General features: G+C 74.1%; 16 protein-coding genes. 5 read left to right on the top strand and 11 right to left on the bottom strand.

Annotation, left to right across the window (positions count from 1 at the left end; all coding sequences use genetic code 11):
* Positions 1-4 precede the first annotated feature (4 nt).
* Positions 5-715 (bottom strand): class I SAM-dependent methyltransferase, encoded by a 711-nt coding sequence (locus tag ACGF4F_RS10420; protein ID WP_393076567.1) that lies wholly within the window; start codon positions 713-715, stop codon positions 5-7.
* Positions 716-825: 110 nt separating this feature from the next.
* On the opposite strand from ACGF4F_RS10420, the gene ACGF4F_RS10415 reads away from it, so the two are divergent.
* Positions 826-1,047, top strand: a complete 222-nt coding sequence (locus ACGF4F_RS10415) for a hypothetical protein (protein ID WP_393076564.1) — start codon at positions 826-828, stop codon at positions 1,045-1,047.
* A gap of 57 nt (positions 1,048-1,104) precedes the next feature.
* On the opposite strand, the gene ACGF4F_RS10410 is transcribed toward ACGF4F_RS10415, so the two are convergent.
* The 6 genes from ACGF4F_RS10410 to ACGF4F_RS10385 form a co-directional block, all read right to left on the bottom strand.
* The gene (locus ACGF4F_RS10410) at positions 1,105-2,526 is read right to left on the bottom strand and encodes a carboxyl transferase domain-containing protein (RefSeq protein WP_357434885.1); all 1,422 of its coding nucleotides are present in this window, start codon (positions 2,524-2,526) and stop codon (positions 1,105-1,107) included.
* 22 nt (positions 2,527-2,548) lie between these two features.
* Positions 2,549-3,775: a beta-ketoacyl-ACP synthase II gene (gene fabF, locus ACGF4F_RS10405; protein ID WP_357434886.1), complete on the bottom strand. Its 1,227-nt coding sequence runs from the start codon at positions 3,773-3,775 to the stop codon at positions 2,549-2,551.
* A 2-nt stretch (positions 3,776-3,777) separates the two neighbouring features.
* Positions 3,778-4,017: an acyl carrier protein gene (locus ACGF4F_RS10400; protein ID WP_007072348.1), complete on the bottom strand. Its 240-nt coding sequence runs from the start codon at positions 4,015-4,017 to the stop codon at positions 3,778-3,780.
* 89 nt (positions 4,018-4,106) lie between these two features.
* Positions 4,107-5,051 carry a beta-ketoacyl-ACP synthase III gene (locus tag ACGF4F_RS10395; protein WP_393076560.1) on the bottom strand — a complete coding sequence of 315 codons (945 nt, stop codon included), beginning with the start codon at positions 5,049-5,051 and terminating at the stop codon, positions 4,107-4,109.
* Entirely contained in the window at positions 5,048-6,217 is a 1,170-nt protein-coding gene (locus ACGF4F_RS10390; RefSeq protein ID WP_393076557.1) for an acyltransferase domain-containing protein, read from the bottom strand. The genes ACGF4F_RS10395 and ACGF4F_RS10390 overlap by 4 nt, the downstream gene beginning before the upstream one ends.
* Before the next feature lie 78 nt (positions 6,218-6,295).
* A complete protein-coding gene (locus ACGF4F_RS10385; RefSeq protein WP_393076554.1) occupies positions 6,296-7,561 on the bottom strand; it encodes a PucR family transcriptional regulator in 1,266 nt (421 codons plus the stop codon).
* Between the two features lie 272 nt (positions 7,562-7,833).
* Here ACGF4F_RS10385 and ACGF4F_RS10380 point away from each other — a divergent pair, with 272 nt between their 5' ends.
* Together ACGF4F_RS10380 and ACGF4F_RS10375 are read left to right on the top strand one after the other, a co-directional pair.
* Complete coding sequence (locus ACGF4F_RS10380) at positions 7,834-8,169, top strand: hypothetical protein (protein ID WP_357434890.1); 336 nt, start codon at positions 7,834-7,836, stop codon at positions 8,167-8,169.
* A 78-nt stretch (positions 8,170-8,247) separates the two neighbouring features.
* On the top strand, positions 8,248-9,174 hold the full coding sequence (locus ACGF4F_RS10375) for an NADP-dependent oxidoreductase (protein ID WP_073833777.1): 927 nt from the start codon (positions 8,248-8,250) through the stop codon (positions 9,172-9,174).
* Between the two features lie 22 nt (positions 9,175-9,196).
* Here the strand turns inward: ACGF4F_RS10375 and ACGF4F_RS10370 are convergent, their stop codons facing one another.
* Positions 9,197-9,862 carry a hypothetical protein gene (locus tag ACGF4F_RS10370; protein ID WP_357434891.1) on the bottom strand — a complete coding sequence of 222 codons (666 nt, stop codon included), beginning with the start codon at positions 9,860-9,862 and terminating at the stop codon, positions 9,197-9,199.
* Between the two features lie 226 nt (positions 9,863-10,088).
* On the opposite strand from ACGF4F_RS10370, the gene ACGF4F_RS10365 reads away from it, so the two are divergent.
* Positions 10,089-10,682 carry a copper resistance protein CopC gene (locus tag ACGF4F_RS10365; RefSeq protein WP_393076550.1) on the top strand — a complete coding sequence of 198 codons (594 nt, stop codon included), beginning with the start codon at positions 10,089-10,091 and terminating at the stop codon, positions 10,680-10,682.
* A 76-nt stretch (positions 10,683-10,758) separates the two neighbouring features.
* On the opposite strand, the gene gltX is transcribed toward ACGF4F_RS10365, so the two are convergent.
* Genes gltX through ACGF4F_RS10350 form a run of 3 tightly spaced genes read right to left on the bottom strand, consistent with a single transcriptional unit; the run spans position 10,759 to position 14,818 of the window.
* On the bottom strand, positions 10,759-12,168 hold the full coding sequence (gene gltX, locus ACGF4F_RS10360) for a glutamate--tRNA ligase (RefSeq protein WP_357434893.1): 1,410 nt from the start codon (positions 12,166-12,168) through the stop codon (positions 10,759-10,761).
* Positions 12,169-12,215: 47 nt separating this feature from the next.
* Positions 12,216-13,493, bottom strand: a complete 1,278-nt coding sequence (locus ACGF4F_RS10355; RefSeq protein WP_393076547.1) for an MFS transporter — start codon at positions 13,491-13,493, stop codon at positions 12,216-12,218.
* A complete protein-coding gene (locus tag ACGF4F_RS10350) occupies positions 13,490-14,818 on the bottom strand; it encodes a GH1 family beta-glucosidase (RefSeq protein WP_393076544.1) in 1,329 nt (442 codons plus the stop codon). The genes ACGF4F_RS10355 and ACGF4F_RS10350 overlap by 4 nt, the downstream gene beginning before the upstream one ends.
* Before the next feature lie 184 nt (positions 14,819-15,002).
* Between ACGF4F_RS10350 and ACGF4F_RS10345 the strand changes: the two genes are divergently transcribed.
* On the top strand, positions 15,003-15,449 hold the full coding sequence (locus ACGF4F_RS10345) for an SRPBCC family protein (protein ID WP_073833776.1): 447 nt from the start codon (positions 15,003-15,005) through the stop codon (positions 15,447-15,449).
* Positions 15,450-15,708: the final 259 nt, after the last annotated feature.

Genomic DNA, 15,708 nt, shown 5'->3' with positions numbered 1-15,708 from the left:
GAGGTCAGGCCGGGCGGTGGGCGCGCAGCATCAGCGAGACGCCGGGCAGCGACCGCACCGGCAGGTACCGCTCGGCGGTGATGATCGCGCGCAGTCCGAGATTGACCGCGGGGCGCAGGTGGTCCAGGTCGCTGCCGGTGGATCGGCGTCGCCGCCAGGCCGCGACCGGCCGGAGCAGCACGTTCCAGCTCCACAACTCGTCCACCGCCAGCCCGGCCTTCGCCACCACCGCCCGCAGCCCGGCCCGGTCGTAGCGGCGGACGTGCCCGACGGCCACGTCGTGCGCCGACCAGAGCCGCATGTCGGCCGGCACCGCGATCAGCGCGGTCCCGCCCGGCCGTAGCGCCCGGCGGATCTCGGCGGCGGCCAGGTGGTCCTCGTCGAAGTGCTCCAGGATGTCGAAGGCGACCACCAGACCCAGGCTGGCCGACGGGACCGGCAGGTGCCGGGCGTCGGCCCGGATCACGGCCAGGCCGCGCTCGCGGGCCAGCCCGGCGCCCGCCGCGCTGTATTCCAGGGCGAGCGGCCGCCAGCCGTACGCCCGCAGCACCCGGGTGTTGCCGCCGCCGGCCGCGCCGACGTCCAGCGCCCGCTCCGGGCGCACCCCGGCCGCCGCCAGCCGCCGCAGCGCCCGACCCAGCAGGGCCCGCCGCTCCCGGTACCACCAGTGGGTGTCCTCGAGCGCAGCGAGCTTGCGGATCTCGGTCGCGTCCACGGCGTGCTCCTCGACACGTCTCGGCCGCCCTCACCCTAGTCGCCCCGCCGGCCGGGGCGGTCGCAAAACCGGGTGCGGCGCCGCGCTGGGCGCTGGCAGGCTACGTGGCCATGGGACAGCAGGCGCAGGGTTTCCGCTACCTCGAGCGGGCCGACGGCTCCGTCGTGATCACGCACCACGGCCGGGTGGCCGCCACGCTGCGCGGCGGCCGCGCGGCGGAGTTCCTGGCCGAGGTCGAGGACGACCCGCAGCTGGTGATGGCCCGGTGGACCGGCAACTACCGCCGGGGCAACGAGCGGACCGCCCGCCAGCACCCCCGCAACCGGACCTGAGAAAACGTCAGGGCCCGCGCCCGGGTTGAGCGCGGACCCTGACGGTACGACCGGTGGTTACAGCGGAATGTTGCCGTGCGCGCCCCGGGCGGCCGGCGCCGCGGCGAGGGCCTCAGCGATCCGCCGCCGGGTCTCCGCCGGCTTGATCACCTCGTCCACCACGCCGATCTCCAGCGCCCGGTTGACGCCACCGGCGACCCGGATCTGCTCCTCGATCAGCTGGGCGCGCAGCGCCTCCCGCTCCTCGACCGGAGCGGCGGCCAGCTTCTTGCGGTGCAGGACGTTCACCGCCGCGCTCGCGCCCATCACCGCGACCTCCGCGTTCGGCCAGGCGAACACCGCGGTAGCCCCCAGCGAGCGGGAGTTCATCGCGATGTACGCCCCGCCGTACGCCTTGCGGGTCACCAGCGTCACCCGCGGCACCACCGCCTCGGCGAAGGCGTGCAGCAGCTTCGCCCCGCGCCGGACCACGCCGTCCCACTCCTGGCCTAGGCCGGGCAGGTAGCCGGGGACGTCGACCAGCACGATCAGCGGCACTCCGAGCGAGTCGCACATCCGCACGAAGCGGGCGGCCTTCTCGGCGCTGGACGCGTCGAGGCAGCCACCCAGCCGCAGCGGGTTGTTGGCGATCACGCCGACCGTGCGACCGGCGAAGCGGCCGAGCGTGGTGACGATGTTCGGCGCCCACTTGGCGTGCAGCTCCACGCCTGGAGCGTCGAGCAGCGCCTTGACCACCGGCCGCACGTCGTACGCCCGGCTGGCCTCGGCCGGCATCTTCGCGGCGAGGTCGTGCCCCTCGTCGCCGGTGGCCACGTCGTCCGGCGAGAGCCGCCCCTGGCGGCCGAGGAGCGCGGCGAGCCGGCGCGACTCGGCCAGCGCCTCCTCGTCGTCCTGGCAGGTCACGTGCACCACACCGGAGCGCCGGCCGTGCGGCTCGGGACCGCCCAGCCGCGCCATGTCGACCTGCTCACCGGTGACGCTGCGGACCACCTCGGGGCCGGTGACGAAGATCCGGCCGGCCCCGCTCATCACCACGACGTCGGTCAGCGCCGGACCGTACGCGGCGCCACCCGCGGCCGGCCCGAGCACCACGGAGATCTGCGGCACCCGGCCGGACGCCCGGACCATGGCCGCGAAGACCTGGCCGACGGCGTCGAGGGCGACCACACCCTCGGCCAGCCGGGCTCCGCCGGAGTGCCAGAGGCCGAGCACCGGCACCCGTTCCCGGACGGCGGTGTCGATGGCGTCCACGATGTGCCGGCACCCGTCGGCACCCATCGCGCCGCCCATCTTCGTGGCGTCGGTGGCGTACGCGATGGCCGGCGTACCGTCGATCTCGCCCCGCGCGTAGCGCACGCCGGAGCTGTCCCGCGGCGCCAGCAGGCGCAGCGAGCCGGCGTCGAACAGCGCCCGAAGGCGGACCTCCGGATCCCGGTGGTCCACCGTCGAGCTGTCCGCGCTGACGGCGGTCGTGGTCACTGGTGCCTCCCAGGCAGAGGGGTCAGGCCCGCGTGAAGACGAGAGCCACGTTGTGCCCGCCGAAACCGAACGCGTTGTTCAGCGCGGCGGGGATCTCCATGTGCCGTGCCTTGTGGGCGGCCACCTCCAGGGTGAGGCCGTCGTCCGGGTCGTCGAGGTTGATCGTCGGCGGCACGACCCCGTCGCGGATGGCCAGGATGGTGGCGATGGACTCCAGCGCCCCGGCCGCGCCGAGCAGGTGCCCGGTCATCGACTTGGTGGCTGACAGCACGGGATGGTCGCCCAGCGCCGTGCGCAGCGCGCCGATCTCTAGCATGTCGCCCACCGGCGTGGAGGTGGCGTGCGCGTTGACGTGCACGATATCCATCTTGGCGACATCCGAGTCCGCGATCGCCTTCCCGATTGCGCGGATCGCGCCCTCGCCCTCGGCGTGCGGCTGCACGATGTCGTACGCGTCCGAGGTGATGCCGGCGCCGGCGAGCCGGGCGTACACCCGGGCTCCGCGGGCGGCGGCGTGGTCGGCGCGCTCCAGGACCACCACGCCCGCGCCCTCGCCGAGCACGAAGCCGTCGCGGCCCTTGTCCCACGGCCGGGAGGCCTTCTCCGGCTCGTCGTTGCGGGTCGACATGGCCCGCATCGAGGCGAAACCGGCGATCGGCAGCGGGTGGATGACCGCCTCGGTGCCGCCGGCCACCACCACGTCGGCCCGGCCGGAGCGGATGATGTCCAGGCCGAGCGCGATCGCCTCCGCGCCGGTCGCGCACGCGCTGGCCACCGAGTGCACCCCGGCCTTGGCGCCCAGCTCCAGCCCCACCCAGGCGGCCGGGCCGTTCGGCATCAGCATCGGCACGGTGTGCGGGGAGACCCGCCGCGGGCCGGACGCCTCCAGGATGTCGTCCTGGGCGAGCAGGGTGGTGGCCCCGCCGATGCCGGAGCCGACGCTGACCGCCAGCCGCTCCGGGTCGAGCCCGGAATCGGCCAGCCCGGCGTCGGCCCAGGCCTGCTGGGCCGCGATGAGCGCGATCGCCTCGGACCGGTCCAGCCGGCGCAGCTTGACCCGGTCGAGCACCTCGGTGGGCTCCACGGCGAGTTGCGCCGCGATCCGGACCGTCAGTTGCGCCGCCCACTCCTGGGTGAGCGCACTCACCCCGGAGCGGCCGGCGAGCATGGCGTCCCAGGTCGACGCGACGTCCCCGCCGAGCGGGGTCGTCGCGCCGAGCCCGGTGACGACGACGTCGGGGCGACTCATGATCAGGACTGCGCCTCGATGTAGCTGACGGCGTCCCCGACGGTCTTGAGGTTCTGCACCTCGTTGTCCGGGATCTTGACGCCGAACTTCTCCTCGGCCGCCACCACGACCTCCACCATGGAGAGCGAGTCGACGTCGAGGTCGTCGGTGAAGGACTTCCCCTCGGCCACGTCGTCCGGGTTCACCCCGGCAACCTCTTCGAGGATCTCGGCGAGGCCGGCGGTGATCTCGTCACGGGTCATTGCGGTTGGTTCCTCTCATCGGGGGTTCACTCGACGGCCGGCGACGCCGGTCGTCACTCCTCGCGGCGCGCTCGCGCCGGAGGGGGTCTTCAGGGGCAGCGGACGACCTGACCGGCGTAGGTCAGACCGCCGCCGAAGCCGAACAGCAGCACCGGCGCACCCGCCGGCACCTCGCGCCGCTCGACCAGCTTGGACAGGGCCAGCGGGACGCTCGCCGCCGAGGTGTTGCCGGACTCGACGATGTCCTTGGCGATGACCGCGTCGGGGATGTTCAGCCGCTTGGCGATGCCGTCGATGATCCGGGCGTTGGCCTGGTGCGGCACGAACGCGGCCAGCTCGGACGGGGCGACCCCGGCCTTCTCGCAGGCCTGCAGCGCGAGCGGGGCCAGCGCGGTGGTGGCCCAGCGGAACACCGCCTGCCCCTCCTGCGCGATGTACGGCCGCCAGCCCTCGATCCGGACCGCGTCGCTCTTCTCCGGCACCGAGCCCCAGACCACCGGCCCGACCCCGGCCGGCTCGCCCTCGGCGGTCGCGGTGACCACCGCGGCCCCGGCGCCGTCGCCGAAGATGATGCAGGTCGAGCGGTCGGTCCAGTCGGTGAAGTCGGAGAGCTTCTCCGCGCCGATGACGAGGGCGTTGCGCGCCGCCCCGGCCCGGATCGCGTGGTCCGCGGTGCCCAGCGCGTACCCGAAGCCCGAGCAGGCGGTGTTGACGTCGAACGCGGCCGGGGCGGCGATGCCCAGCTTCGCGGCGACCCGGCAGGCCACGTTCGGGCTGCGGTCGATCGAGGTGCAGGTGGCGACCACGACGAGGTCGATGTCGGCGGCGCTGAGGCCGGAGTTGGCCAGTGCCTTGCCGGCCGCGGCCGTGGCCATGTCGGCCACCGTCTCGTCACCGGCGATCCGCCGGGTGACGATGCCGACGCGGTCCCGGATCCACTCGTCGTTGGTGTCGACCAACTGCGCGATGTCGTCGTTGGTCACCACGCGGGCGGGCTGGTAGTGCCCCATCGCGACGATCCTGCTGCCGGTCATGCCTGTCCTCCGATGCGGGCGAGGGGCTGGCCCGGGGCGACCGGGTCGTCGTGGTGGGCGAGCCACTCGGTGAGCAGCCCGCTGTGGTGCGCGGTCACCTCGGCCGGCCCCTGCCGGGTGGCGACGTGGCCGATGACCTGGCCGGCGCGCAGGTCGGTGCCCTCGGCCAGGCCGGTCAGCGGCTCGAAGGTCCCGGCGGCGGGGGAGACCACCACCCGGAACTGGATCGCCGGCTCGTGGCCGCTCAGGCCGCTGTGCCGGGCGATCAGGTCCCGCGCGGCGGGCAGGTCGTCGGGGGTGTTCAGGGTGACGATCTCGGGCGCCCCCTCGCCCTTGAGCTCGCGCTTGACCAGGCCGGCCAGGGTGCCGGCCGGCGGCAGTTCGATCACGCCGGTGACCCCGAGGTCGGCCAGGGTCCGCATGCACAGGTCCCAGCGGACCGGGGCGGTGACCTGCCGGACCAGCCGCTGCACCGTCTCCCGGCCGTGGTTGACGGCGGCGCCGTCCCGGTTGGAGAGCAGGATCCGGGCCGGGTCGCCCGGCACGATGCCGCCGGCCACGGTGGCCAGGGCGGCCTCGGCCGGGGCCATGTACGGGGTGTGGAAGGCGCCGGCGACCTGGAGCCGGATGACCCGGGCCTTCGCCGGCGGCTCGGCGGCCAGCTTCTCCAGGCCGGCCACCGCGCCCGCGGCGACGACCTGGCCGGTGCCGTTGCGGTTGGCCGGGTGCAGCCCGTGCGCCTCGATGGCGGCGAGTACCTCGTCCGGGTCGCCGCCGAGCACGGCGGCCATTCCGGTGGGCTCCAGCGCGCAGGCGGCGGCCATCTCCCGGCCGCGTACGCCGGCGAGGGTGACGGCCGCCTCGGCGGGCAGCACCCCGGCCAGGGCGGCGGCACTCAGCTCGCCCACGCTGTGGCCGGCGACCAGCGCGACGTCGTACATCGGCAGGTGCTCCGCGGCGAGCAGCGCGGCCGCGACGAGCAGCGGCTGCGTGCGGGCGGTGTCCTTGATCTCGTCCGCGTCCGCCTGGGTGCCGAGGTGCACCAGATCGACTCCCGCCAGCGCGGACCACCAGCGCAGGCGCGCCTCGGCGCCGGGCAGGTCGAGCCAGGGAGTCAGGAAGCCGGGTTTCTGGGAACCCTGTCCGGGTGAGAGAACGGCGAGCACGTCTACGACTCTGACGGATACTCGCGGGTCGCGCTGTAACGCACGGCACCAAACCGCACTAGGAGCGTTGGAGGAACCCTACAAAAATCGGCGACGATCATCACCTGTCTGTGCTGCTTTCCGGGCACCTGGGGCCAATGCCTGGTTCGGGACCGGTGCGACGGCCGGGACGACCGGGTCGAGCCGCCCCACGGTCAGCGCCACCTGCAGGGCGAACGCGTCCCGCGGCGCGAACGGCGAGAAGCCGGTCACCTCGGCGACCCGCTTGAGTCGGTAACGCACCGTGTTGGGGTGCACGAAGAGCGCCCGGGCGGCGCTCTCCAACGTGCCGCCGGCGGCGAAGAAGGCGTCCAGGGTCTCCAGCAGTTCACCCCCGGCGCGGACCAGCGCCGCGTACACGTCGTGGCGCAGCCGGCGGCGGGCCTCGGCGTCACCCGCCAGGGCCCGCTCGGGCAGCAGGTCGGCGGCGGCCACCGGGCAGGGGGCGGTCGGCCAGGCCGGCGCCGCGCGGAACCCGGCCAGCGCGGCCCGCGCCGAGTCCGTCGCCTCGTCCAGGCTGGGTACGGCCGGACCCACCACCACCGGCCCCTCCCCGAACGCGGTCAGCAGCTTCTCCGTCGCCGTCACCGGGTCCGCCGCCCCGCCGAGCACGATGACCAGCCGGTCGCCGTGCACGCCGCCGATCACCTCGACCCCGATCCGGCGGGCCTGCCGGTAGACGGTGTGCAGCACGGCGGCCACCTCGCCGCCGGGGGAGCGCCCGACCGCCACCGCCACCGGGGGCGCGTCCGTCCAGCCCAGCGCCGCCGCCCGGCTGGCCAGCACGTCCGGCGAGTCGCCGCGCAGCAGCGCGTCCACCAGCAACGCCTGCAGCCGGGCGTCCCACGAGCCGCGCGACTCGGCGGCGCGGGCGTACACCCGGGCGGCGGCGAAGGCGATCTCGCGGGAGAAGCGCAGCACCGCCTCCCGCAGCGGCTGCTCCTCGCCCTCGGCGGCCAGGTGCGCCACCTGCTCCTCGACCACCTCGATGGTCACCTTGATCAGTGCGACGGTCTGTTGGAGGCTGATCGAGCGGGCCAGGGCCTGGGGTGCGGCGGCGAAGACCTCGTCCGACACCTCCTGGGTGCTGTCGGTTGCGCCGCCGCCCTGGCGCAGCCACTGCACCAGCGACCGGACGCCGGCCTGGGCGACCAGCATGACCCAGGACCGCTGGTCCGCCGGCAGTTCCCGGAACCAGGGCAGCGCCTCGTCCATCCGGGCCACGCTGGCGGTGGCCAGGGCCCCCGCCGCCCGTTCGATCCGGCGCAGCGTGGCCGGCAGTTCGGTGCCGCCCGGTTCGCTCACCGGTCCAGCCTGACATGCCCTGACCAGGGCCGGCACATCGAGGGTGGGCGGCGGCCGGGCTGGCCCGGTCGGTCCCGCCCGGCACCGAGGTGCTGGCCGGCCCGGAACCGGGCGGCATCCGGTGGCCGCCGCGCCGACCGCCGGCCCGATCCCGGGTCGCAGCGGATCTCCACGGGTACGCGCTGTTCAGTCCGTCGGGCCCGGCCAGTACGGTGTCAGGGCACGCCCGGGGTGACCGCCGGGCGGGCGATGGCGAACGTGAGGAGACCGGGATGGCGCACGGGGAGGCCGAGAACGGCTGCGCCCAGGGTGAGCCCTGCCGGCCGGGGCCCCACGACCAGCCGGTGTCCGCCAAGCACCCGCGCCGGGCCGGCCTGACCCATCCGGCGGAGACGCCCGCCGGCTGGGGGCCGGAGCGCGGGGACGACGACCCGCCCGCGCCACGGCAACGGGCCGCCGAGCAGGTGTTGCCGGCCCTGCCCGAGCCGGTGCCGAGCCAGGGCTGCTGCAGCGACCTGCCCGGCTGGGCTGGGGCGCACCAGCACGGCGCGGTGCGGCCCCGCAACCGTATGGTCCGTCGGGAGCGGCCACCGCGCCGCTGGTGCTGATCACTCGCCGACTCGCCTTGCTACGACAATTTCGCCGCCCGGCAAGCCCGGCCATTGCTCAGCGCTAGCGTGGGCAGCGTGAAGGCGATCGCGATCGACGCGTACGGCTCGGCGGACCAGCTCACCCTGCGCGAGCTGCCCACCCCGCCGGTCGGGCCGGACACGGTCCTGGTCCGGGTGCGCGTCGCCGGGGTGAACCCGGTCGACTGGAAGGTCCGCGAGGGCCACCTGGCCGGCGGCATGCCGGCGCACTTCCCGCTGGTGCCCGGCTGGGACGCGGCCGGGGTGGTCGAGGCGGTCGGCCCGGCGGTGACCGGCTTCGCGGTGGGCGACGAGGTGATCGGGTACGTCCGCCGCGACGACGTCCAGCACGGCACGTACGCGGAGCTGGTGCCCGCCCCGGAGCGCTGTCTCGCCGACAAGCCGGTCCAGGCGTCCTGGCCGGAGGCGGGTGGCCTGCCGCTGGCCGGGCTGACGGCGTACCAGGCGTTGCAGCTGGCCCGGACGGGCGCCAACGACACGGTCCTGGTGCACGGCGCGTCCGGCGGGGTGGGGCACCTGGCGGTGCAGTTGGCCCGGGCGCTCGGCGCCGGCAAGGTGATCGGCACGACCAGCGAGGCCAACCACGACTTCGTCCGGTCGTTGGGTGCCGAACCGGTCAGCTACGGCGCCGGCCTGCTGGACCGGATCCGCGCGGTCGCGCCCGACGGGGTGGACGTGGCGCTGGACCTCTTCGGCGGCGAGGCGCTGGACGTCTCGGCCGAGCTGCTCGCCCGGCCGGCCCGGCTGGTCTCCACCGCCGACCCGGAGCATGTCACCCGGCTCGGCGGCAGCTACCTCTTCGTGAAGCCGTCCACCGCCGACCTGAGTGTGCTGGCCGGGCTGGTCGACGCCGACCGGCTCACCGTGCACGTGGCCCGGACCTTCCCGCTGGCCGAGGCCGCCGAGGCGCAGCGCCTGGTGGCGGCGGGGCACGTCCGGGGCAAGGTGGTGCTGGAGGTCTGAGCCGGGCGCCGGGGCGACCGGCTCAGCGGGTGCGGCGGCGGACCAGCAGCGCGATCCCGGCGAGCCCGGCGGTGATGACCACCACCACCCCGACGTTGAGCAGCAGCAGTCGCTGGAGTTCGGTCATCGCCGCGTCGATGTCCTGCACCGGGTTCAGCGTGTCCTCCGGGAGGACCCGCTCGCCGCCGCCGAGACCGCCGCTGAGCGTGTCGAACTGCCGCTCCAGCGGCACACCGACGGAGCGCAGCGTCTCGGACATGTTCAGCCGGCCGAAGAACCAGCCGGCCCGGGCCTTGCTCAGGTCGGGCTGCTTGGCCGGCCGGTAGATCCGGGGCCCACCCTTGGCGAGCGGGTAGAGGTCGTAGGTCTTCACCGGCACTCCGGCGGTCAGCACCACGACGGTGTACTTCGGACCGAGGTCCTGCGCGGCCGGGCCGCGCTGCTGCCCGGTCCGGGCCAGCCAGCTCACCTGGTCGATGACCGCGTTCACCTGGGCGGGTTGGGTGTCGGCGCGCAGCTGCAGCGGCTGGTCCAGTTGGTCGCCGGTGATGTCCACCCCGGCCGGTGCGAGCTTGGGCCCGGGCCCGGCCGCCCGGGCCGCCGGCGGGCCGCTCAGGAGCAGCGTGCACGTGGTCGCGAGCACCACGCCCGTCACGGCCACCAGCAGTCGCGACACCCTTCGGATCATCGCCGCCTCCTCGCCCCGTTCGATGGCTGGCTTCCGCTGCAGGTCACGCTGTATCGGCTGACGGTGGTGGCTGCCCGGCGAGAACCGGGTGCCCACCTCAAAGACTCCGCAGAACGTCATTCGGTTGCAGCTGCTGGAAGAGTATTTGGAACTATCTGTGATCTGTGGCCGACTAATGTGAGCGGCCGTTGATCAGCGGCCGGATCGTACCCGGACGGAGGGGCTCATGGGGGGCACGATGGCCCGTGCGGCGCGTACCTGGCTGGTGGTTCTCGGGGTGGCGGTGGGGGCCGTGCTGCTGCCGGCCAGCCCCGCCGCCGCGCACAACTCGTTGACCGGCAGCGATCCGAAAAACGGGGCCCGGGTGGCGACCGCGCCGAAGCGGATCGAGCTCCGCTTCCTGGCCACCCTGTCGCCCGGTACGACGAAGATCACAGTGACCGGGCCGGATGACGCCCCCGCCTCCGGCGGCGATCCGACCTTCTCCGGCAAGCGGGTGAGCGTGCCGTTCACCCCCGGGCCGGCCGGCGTCTACACCGTCGCCTACCAGGTCGGCTCGACCGACGGGCACCCGATCAAGGGACAGGTCAGCTTCACCCTGACCACCGGTGTGGCCCCGGCCACCCCCTCGGCCAGTGCGTCGCCGACCACCCCGGCGCCCTCGACCCCGGTGGCCGAGGCGACCTCGGCGAACCCCGCCCCGGCTTCGTCGCGCTCCGACGACGGCGGCGGCACCGGCCTGTGGTGGGCGCTCGCGGCGGTGGTGGCGCTCGTCGCGCTGGGCGGCGGGCTGCTGCGCCGGCGCTCCGCCCGCCGCTGAACCGCCCGGCAGCTCTCCACCGCCGTACGACGAAGGGGCCCGCCGGACGACCGGCGGGCCCCTTCGCGATGCGAGGTCAGACCAGGCGCACCCGGGCGGCGCGCAGCCGGGTCAGGGCGCGCTCGCGGCCCAGCACCTCGAGGGACTCGAAGAGCGGCAGGCCGACCGTACGGCCGGTGACCGCCACCCGGACCGGTGCCTGCGCCTTGCCCAGCTTCAGGCCCCGCTCCGCGCCGACCGCCTCCAGCGTGGACTTCAGCGACTCGGCGTCCCAGGACTCCAGCGCCTCGAACGCGGCGATCGCCGCCTCCAGCAGCTCGGCCGCGCCCTCCTTCATCGCCTTCGCCCAGGCCGCCTCGTCGATCAGCGGGTCGGCCAGGAAGAGGAAGTCGACGTTCGGCACGATCTCGCTGAGCACCGCGATCCGGGTCTGCGCCAGCGGCGCCACCGCGGCGAACGCGGCCGGGTCGAACTCCTCCGGCTGCCACGGGGGCGGGGCGATGGTCCCGGTCCCGGTCAGCCACGGCTGGCAGGCGCCGATGAAGTCCTCCACCGGCAGCGCGCGGATGTATTCGCCGTTGAACGCGCGCAGCTTCTTCTCGTCGAAGAACGCCGGGGAGGGGTTCACCTCATCCAGCCGGAACTCCTCCTCGATCACCGACCAGGGCACGATCTCCCGGTCGCCGGAGGGAGCCCAGCCGAGCAGCATCAGGTAGTTGCGCATCGCCTCGGCGAGGTAGCCCTCGTCCCGGTACGCCTCCAGGGCGACCTTGTCCCGCCGCTTGGACAGCTTCTGCCGCTTCTCGTTCACCACCACGGGCACGTGCGCCCAGACCGGCGGCTTGACCCCGAGGGCGTCCCAGAGCAGCTGCTGCTTCGGGGTGTTGGGCAAGTGCTCCTCGGCCCGGATCACGTGGGTGATCCCCATGGTCATGTCGTCGACCACGTTGGCGAGCAGGAACACCGGCGAGCCGTCACCGCGGGCGATGACGAAGTCCTCGATCAGCTTGTTCTCGAAGGTCGGCTCGCCGCGGATCAGGTCGACCACCACGGTCTCGCCCTCGTCGGGGGTACGGAAGCGCAGGGCCCGCCCCGCGCCGGGCCCGAGCCCGCGGTCCCGGCAGAAGCCGTCGTACCCGGCGTACTGGGAGCCGGTACGCGCCTGCACGTCCTCGCGGGTGCAGTCGCAGTAGTACGCCCGGCCGCTCTCGTACAGCCGCTGGGCCGCGGCGCGGTGCTCACCGGCGTACGACGACTGGAAGTACGGGCCCTCGTAGCTGCCCCGCTCGATGCCGATCCAGTCGAGCGCCGACAGGATGCCCTCGGTCCACTCCGGCTTGTTGCGGGCCGCGTCGGTGTCCTCGATGCGGAGCACGAACACCCCGCCCTGCTGCTTGGCGTAGATCCAGTTCTGCAGGGCCGAGCGGGCGCCGCCGACGTGGAACATACCGGTCGGGGAAGGGGCGAAGCGTACACGTACCGTCACGTCCCCAGCCTACGGCGGGCGGCGAGCCGATTTGAGCGAGGGGGCGGTCAGGGTACCGATCTGATCTTCAGCACCAGGGCGCTGCCGAGCAGGGTGACCGCCGCGGTGACCGCGTACAGGGTGGGGTAGCCGCCCAGGTGGACGACGATCGGGGCGGAGAGGGCCGGGCCGAGCACCTGCGGCGCGGAGTTGGCGATGTTGATCACTCCGAGGTCCTTGGCCCGGTCGGTGGCGGCCGGCAGCACCTGGGTGATCAGCGCCGCGTCCACCGCCAGGTAGACGCCGTAGCCGGCGCCGAGCAGCAGCGCGGCGGTGACCGCCATCGGCCAGACCGGTGCCACGGCCAGCAGCAGGGCCGCCACTGCCATGATCAGCCCGGAGACGATTACGAAGACCTTGCGCCGGCCGGACCGGTCCGACAGGCGCCCGGCCACCACGGCGGTCAGCATCATGCCGAGCGTGTAGAGCAGGATCAGCACCAGCAGCGCGCCCTCGGGGTCGGGCACGCGCACCCCGTCGGCGAGGAAGTAGAGCAGGTAGAGCGTGCCCAGCGCGTTGCCGGTCTGGACCAGGAACCGGGTGAACCAGGCCCAGGCGAAGTCGGGGTGCCGGCGCGGGCTGATCCACATCGAGGCGAGCAGCCCGCGCAACCGCAGCGCCGGGCGGTGCTCCCGGGGCAGCGGGTCGTCCTCGGTGAGCAGCGCGAACGGCAGCGACAGCAGCAGCACGGCGAGGGCGACGGCGGCGTACCCGGCGGCGTTGCCGGTGACCACGGCGGTGACCAGCACCGCCCCGAGCACCAGGCCGAGCGCCTGCGGGATGCCCACCCAGCCGGAGACGCCGCCGCGCTGGGCGACCGGCACCCGGTCCGGGATGGCGGCGGTGAGGCTGGCCAGCATCGCGTTGAAGCACACCTGCGCGGCCACCCAGCCGATCGCCACCCCGGTGATGCTGTCCTGCCGGGCCAGCAGCACCAGGGCGAGCGCGCCGAGCACCGCGCCGGACGCGGTCCACACGTGCCGCCGGCCGAGGTGCCGGCCCGCCAGCCGGAGCACGGTCCGGTCGGACAGCGCGCCGGCGAGCGGATTGGCCAGCACCGCGGCGAGCGCGCCGAGTCCGGTGACGACCGCGAGCATGGCCTCCTTGTCGCCCGGCGCGATCCGCTCCACCTGCTGCGGCAGCAGCACCTGGATCGGGGTGAAGAACGCCATCCAGACGCCGAGGTTGGCCGCGAAGATCAGCGCGATCCAGCTCCGCCGCACCGGCACGGTCGGCTCGGCGAGCGCCGCCGGCAGTGCGGCCGGCGTCGGGTCGACCGTGGTCATCGTCGCACCAGATCGCGGAACCAGGCGTACGAGGACTTCGGGGTACGCCGTTGGGTGGCGTAGTCGACGTGCACCAGGCCGAACCGCTTGGTGAAGCCCTCCGCCCACTCCCAGTTGTCGAGCAGGGACCAGACGAAGTACCCGGTCACCTCGACCCCGGCGTCGATCGCCTCGCGGACCGCCCGCACGTGCCCGGCCAGGTACGCGATCCGCTCCGGGTCGTGCACCTGGCCGTCGGCGTCCGGCCCATCGTCGTACGCGCAGCCGCTCTCGGTGACCTGGATCGGCGGCAGCCGGTCCCCGTACCGGTCGCGGAGCTGGAGCAGCAGGTCGCGGAGCCCGTCCGGGGCCACCGGCCAGTCGAACGCGGTCCGGGGGTAGCCGGTCAGCGGCACGATCTCGAACGGCAGCGGCGAGTCCTCCTCGGCGGCCCGGATGCCGGTCGGGTTGTAGTAGTTCACCCCGAGCACGTCGACCGGGGCGGCGATCACGTCGAGGTCCCCGGCGCGGACCAGCGCGGGGTCGAGGCCTGGCACCTCCGGATAGCCCTGGCCGAGCAGCGGGTCGGTGAAGAGCCGGTTGTGCAGCGCGTCGTACGCCACCCCGGCGGCCCGGTCGGCGTCGGTGTGCCCGGCCAGCCGCACCGGGGAGTAGTTGTTCGCGATGGCGACCGGGCTGGTGCTGCGGGCGCGCAGCGCGGCGACCGCGAGGCCGTGCCCGAGGATCTGGTGGTGGGCCACCGGAAAGGCGTCGAAGAGCAGCATCCGGCCGGGTGCGTGCAAGCCCATGCCGTGCCCGAGGCTCATGTGGATGAACGGTTCGTTGAGGGTGATCCAGAGCTTCACCCGGTCGCCGAGGCGGGCGGCGACCAGGTCGGCGTACTCGGCGAAGCGGTGGGCGGTGTCGCGGTTGAGCCAGCCGCCGGCGTCCTCTAGGGCCTGCGGCAGGTCCCAGTGGAAGAGGGTGGCCACCGGGTCCACGCCCCGGTCGAGCAGCCCGTCCACCAGCCGCTCGTAGAAGTCCAGCCCGGCCGGGTTGGCCGCGCCCGTGCCAGTGGGCCGCACCCGGGGCCAGGCGATGGAGAACCGGTAGGCGGACACCCCGAGCCCGGCGAGCAGCGTGAGGTCCTCAGCGTACCGGTGGTAGTGGTCGCACGCCTCGTCGCCGGTGCTGCCGTCGACGATCCGGCCCGGGGAGTGGGCGAAGGTGTCCCAGATGGACGGTCCCCGGCCGTCGGCGCCGGCCGCGCCCTCGATCTGGTAGGCGGAGGTGGACACTCCCCATCGGAAACCGCTGGGGAACTCGGGCATCGGCGCGGTCGTCATTCGCCCTCCCGGAAACACGAATCGTGTTCGGGACTCTAGGACGCGGACCGGTGATGCGCCATAGGCCGGGGAGGCCGGCTGGTGCAAGGGTTTTCGGCGTGTCTTTTCCGAACCCGTCCGGGTAAGTCCGTTTTTGCGCATACAGTGCGTAATATCGCGGATGTCCTTAGTGGGGGAAGACGACATGATCCTCGTGGAACGCAGTGCGCACGTGATGGCGCCGGTGGAAGCGGTCTGGGGCGTCGTGCAGCGGGCCGAGCAGTTGCCGGCATGGCTGGCGGGGGTTCGCGCGGCCGAGGTCCTCTCGGGGGAGGGCTTCGGCCGGCGACAACTGGTCCAGGCCGGGCGCGGCGCGGCGCACGAGGCCGAGGTGATCGCCTACCAGGAGCCGACCCTGATCGGGTGGCGCGAACGGGCCAGGGGCGCCGGCGCCCGGGCCGAGGCGCGCACCGAGATCTACGTGCAGCTGACCCCGGACGAGGAGGAGGGCGGGACGGTCGTGCGGCTCATCGTCGTACGGTGGCCCGCCGGGCCGGTCAAGGCCGCCCTGCTCCGGCTCGGCCTGCGTCGGGTCGGCGCCGACCTGGAGGACTCGCTGGCCCGGCTGACCGACCTGGCCGCCGTCGGTTGACCCAGCCGGTCCCGGCGTCGCCCGCGATGGTGATGGTCCGGCGTCCCCGCCAGGGACGCCGGACCATCGTCCACTGTGCCGCCAGTCGGTCGGCGCTCGGTTCCGGCGCCGAGGCGGGCGACCGCCTCCGGGCCGCCCAAGGTCGTGCTGCTTCCTGGACCCAGTGGCATCCAAGCCACGCCGAGGCCACTACATCCTGGATCGTGCACGATCACCGACGGCCGAGGAGCACCGCCAGAGACGACGAAAGGCCCGGCGC

The sequence above is a fragment of the Micromonospora sp. NPDC047740 genome (assembly GCF_043204735.1).
Taxonomy (GTDB): domain Bacteria; phylum Actinomycetota; class Actinomycetes; order Mycobacteriales; family Micromonosporaceae; genus Micromonospora.
This window is presented reverse-complemented; position numbering and strand designations above follow the sequence as displayed.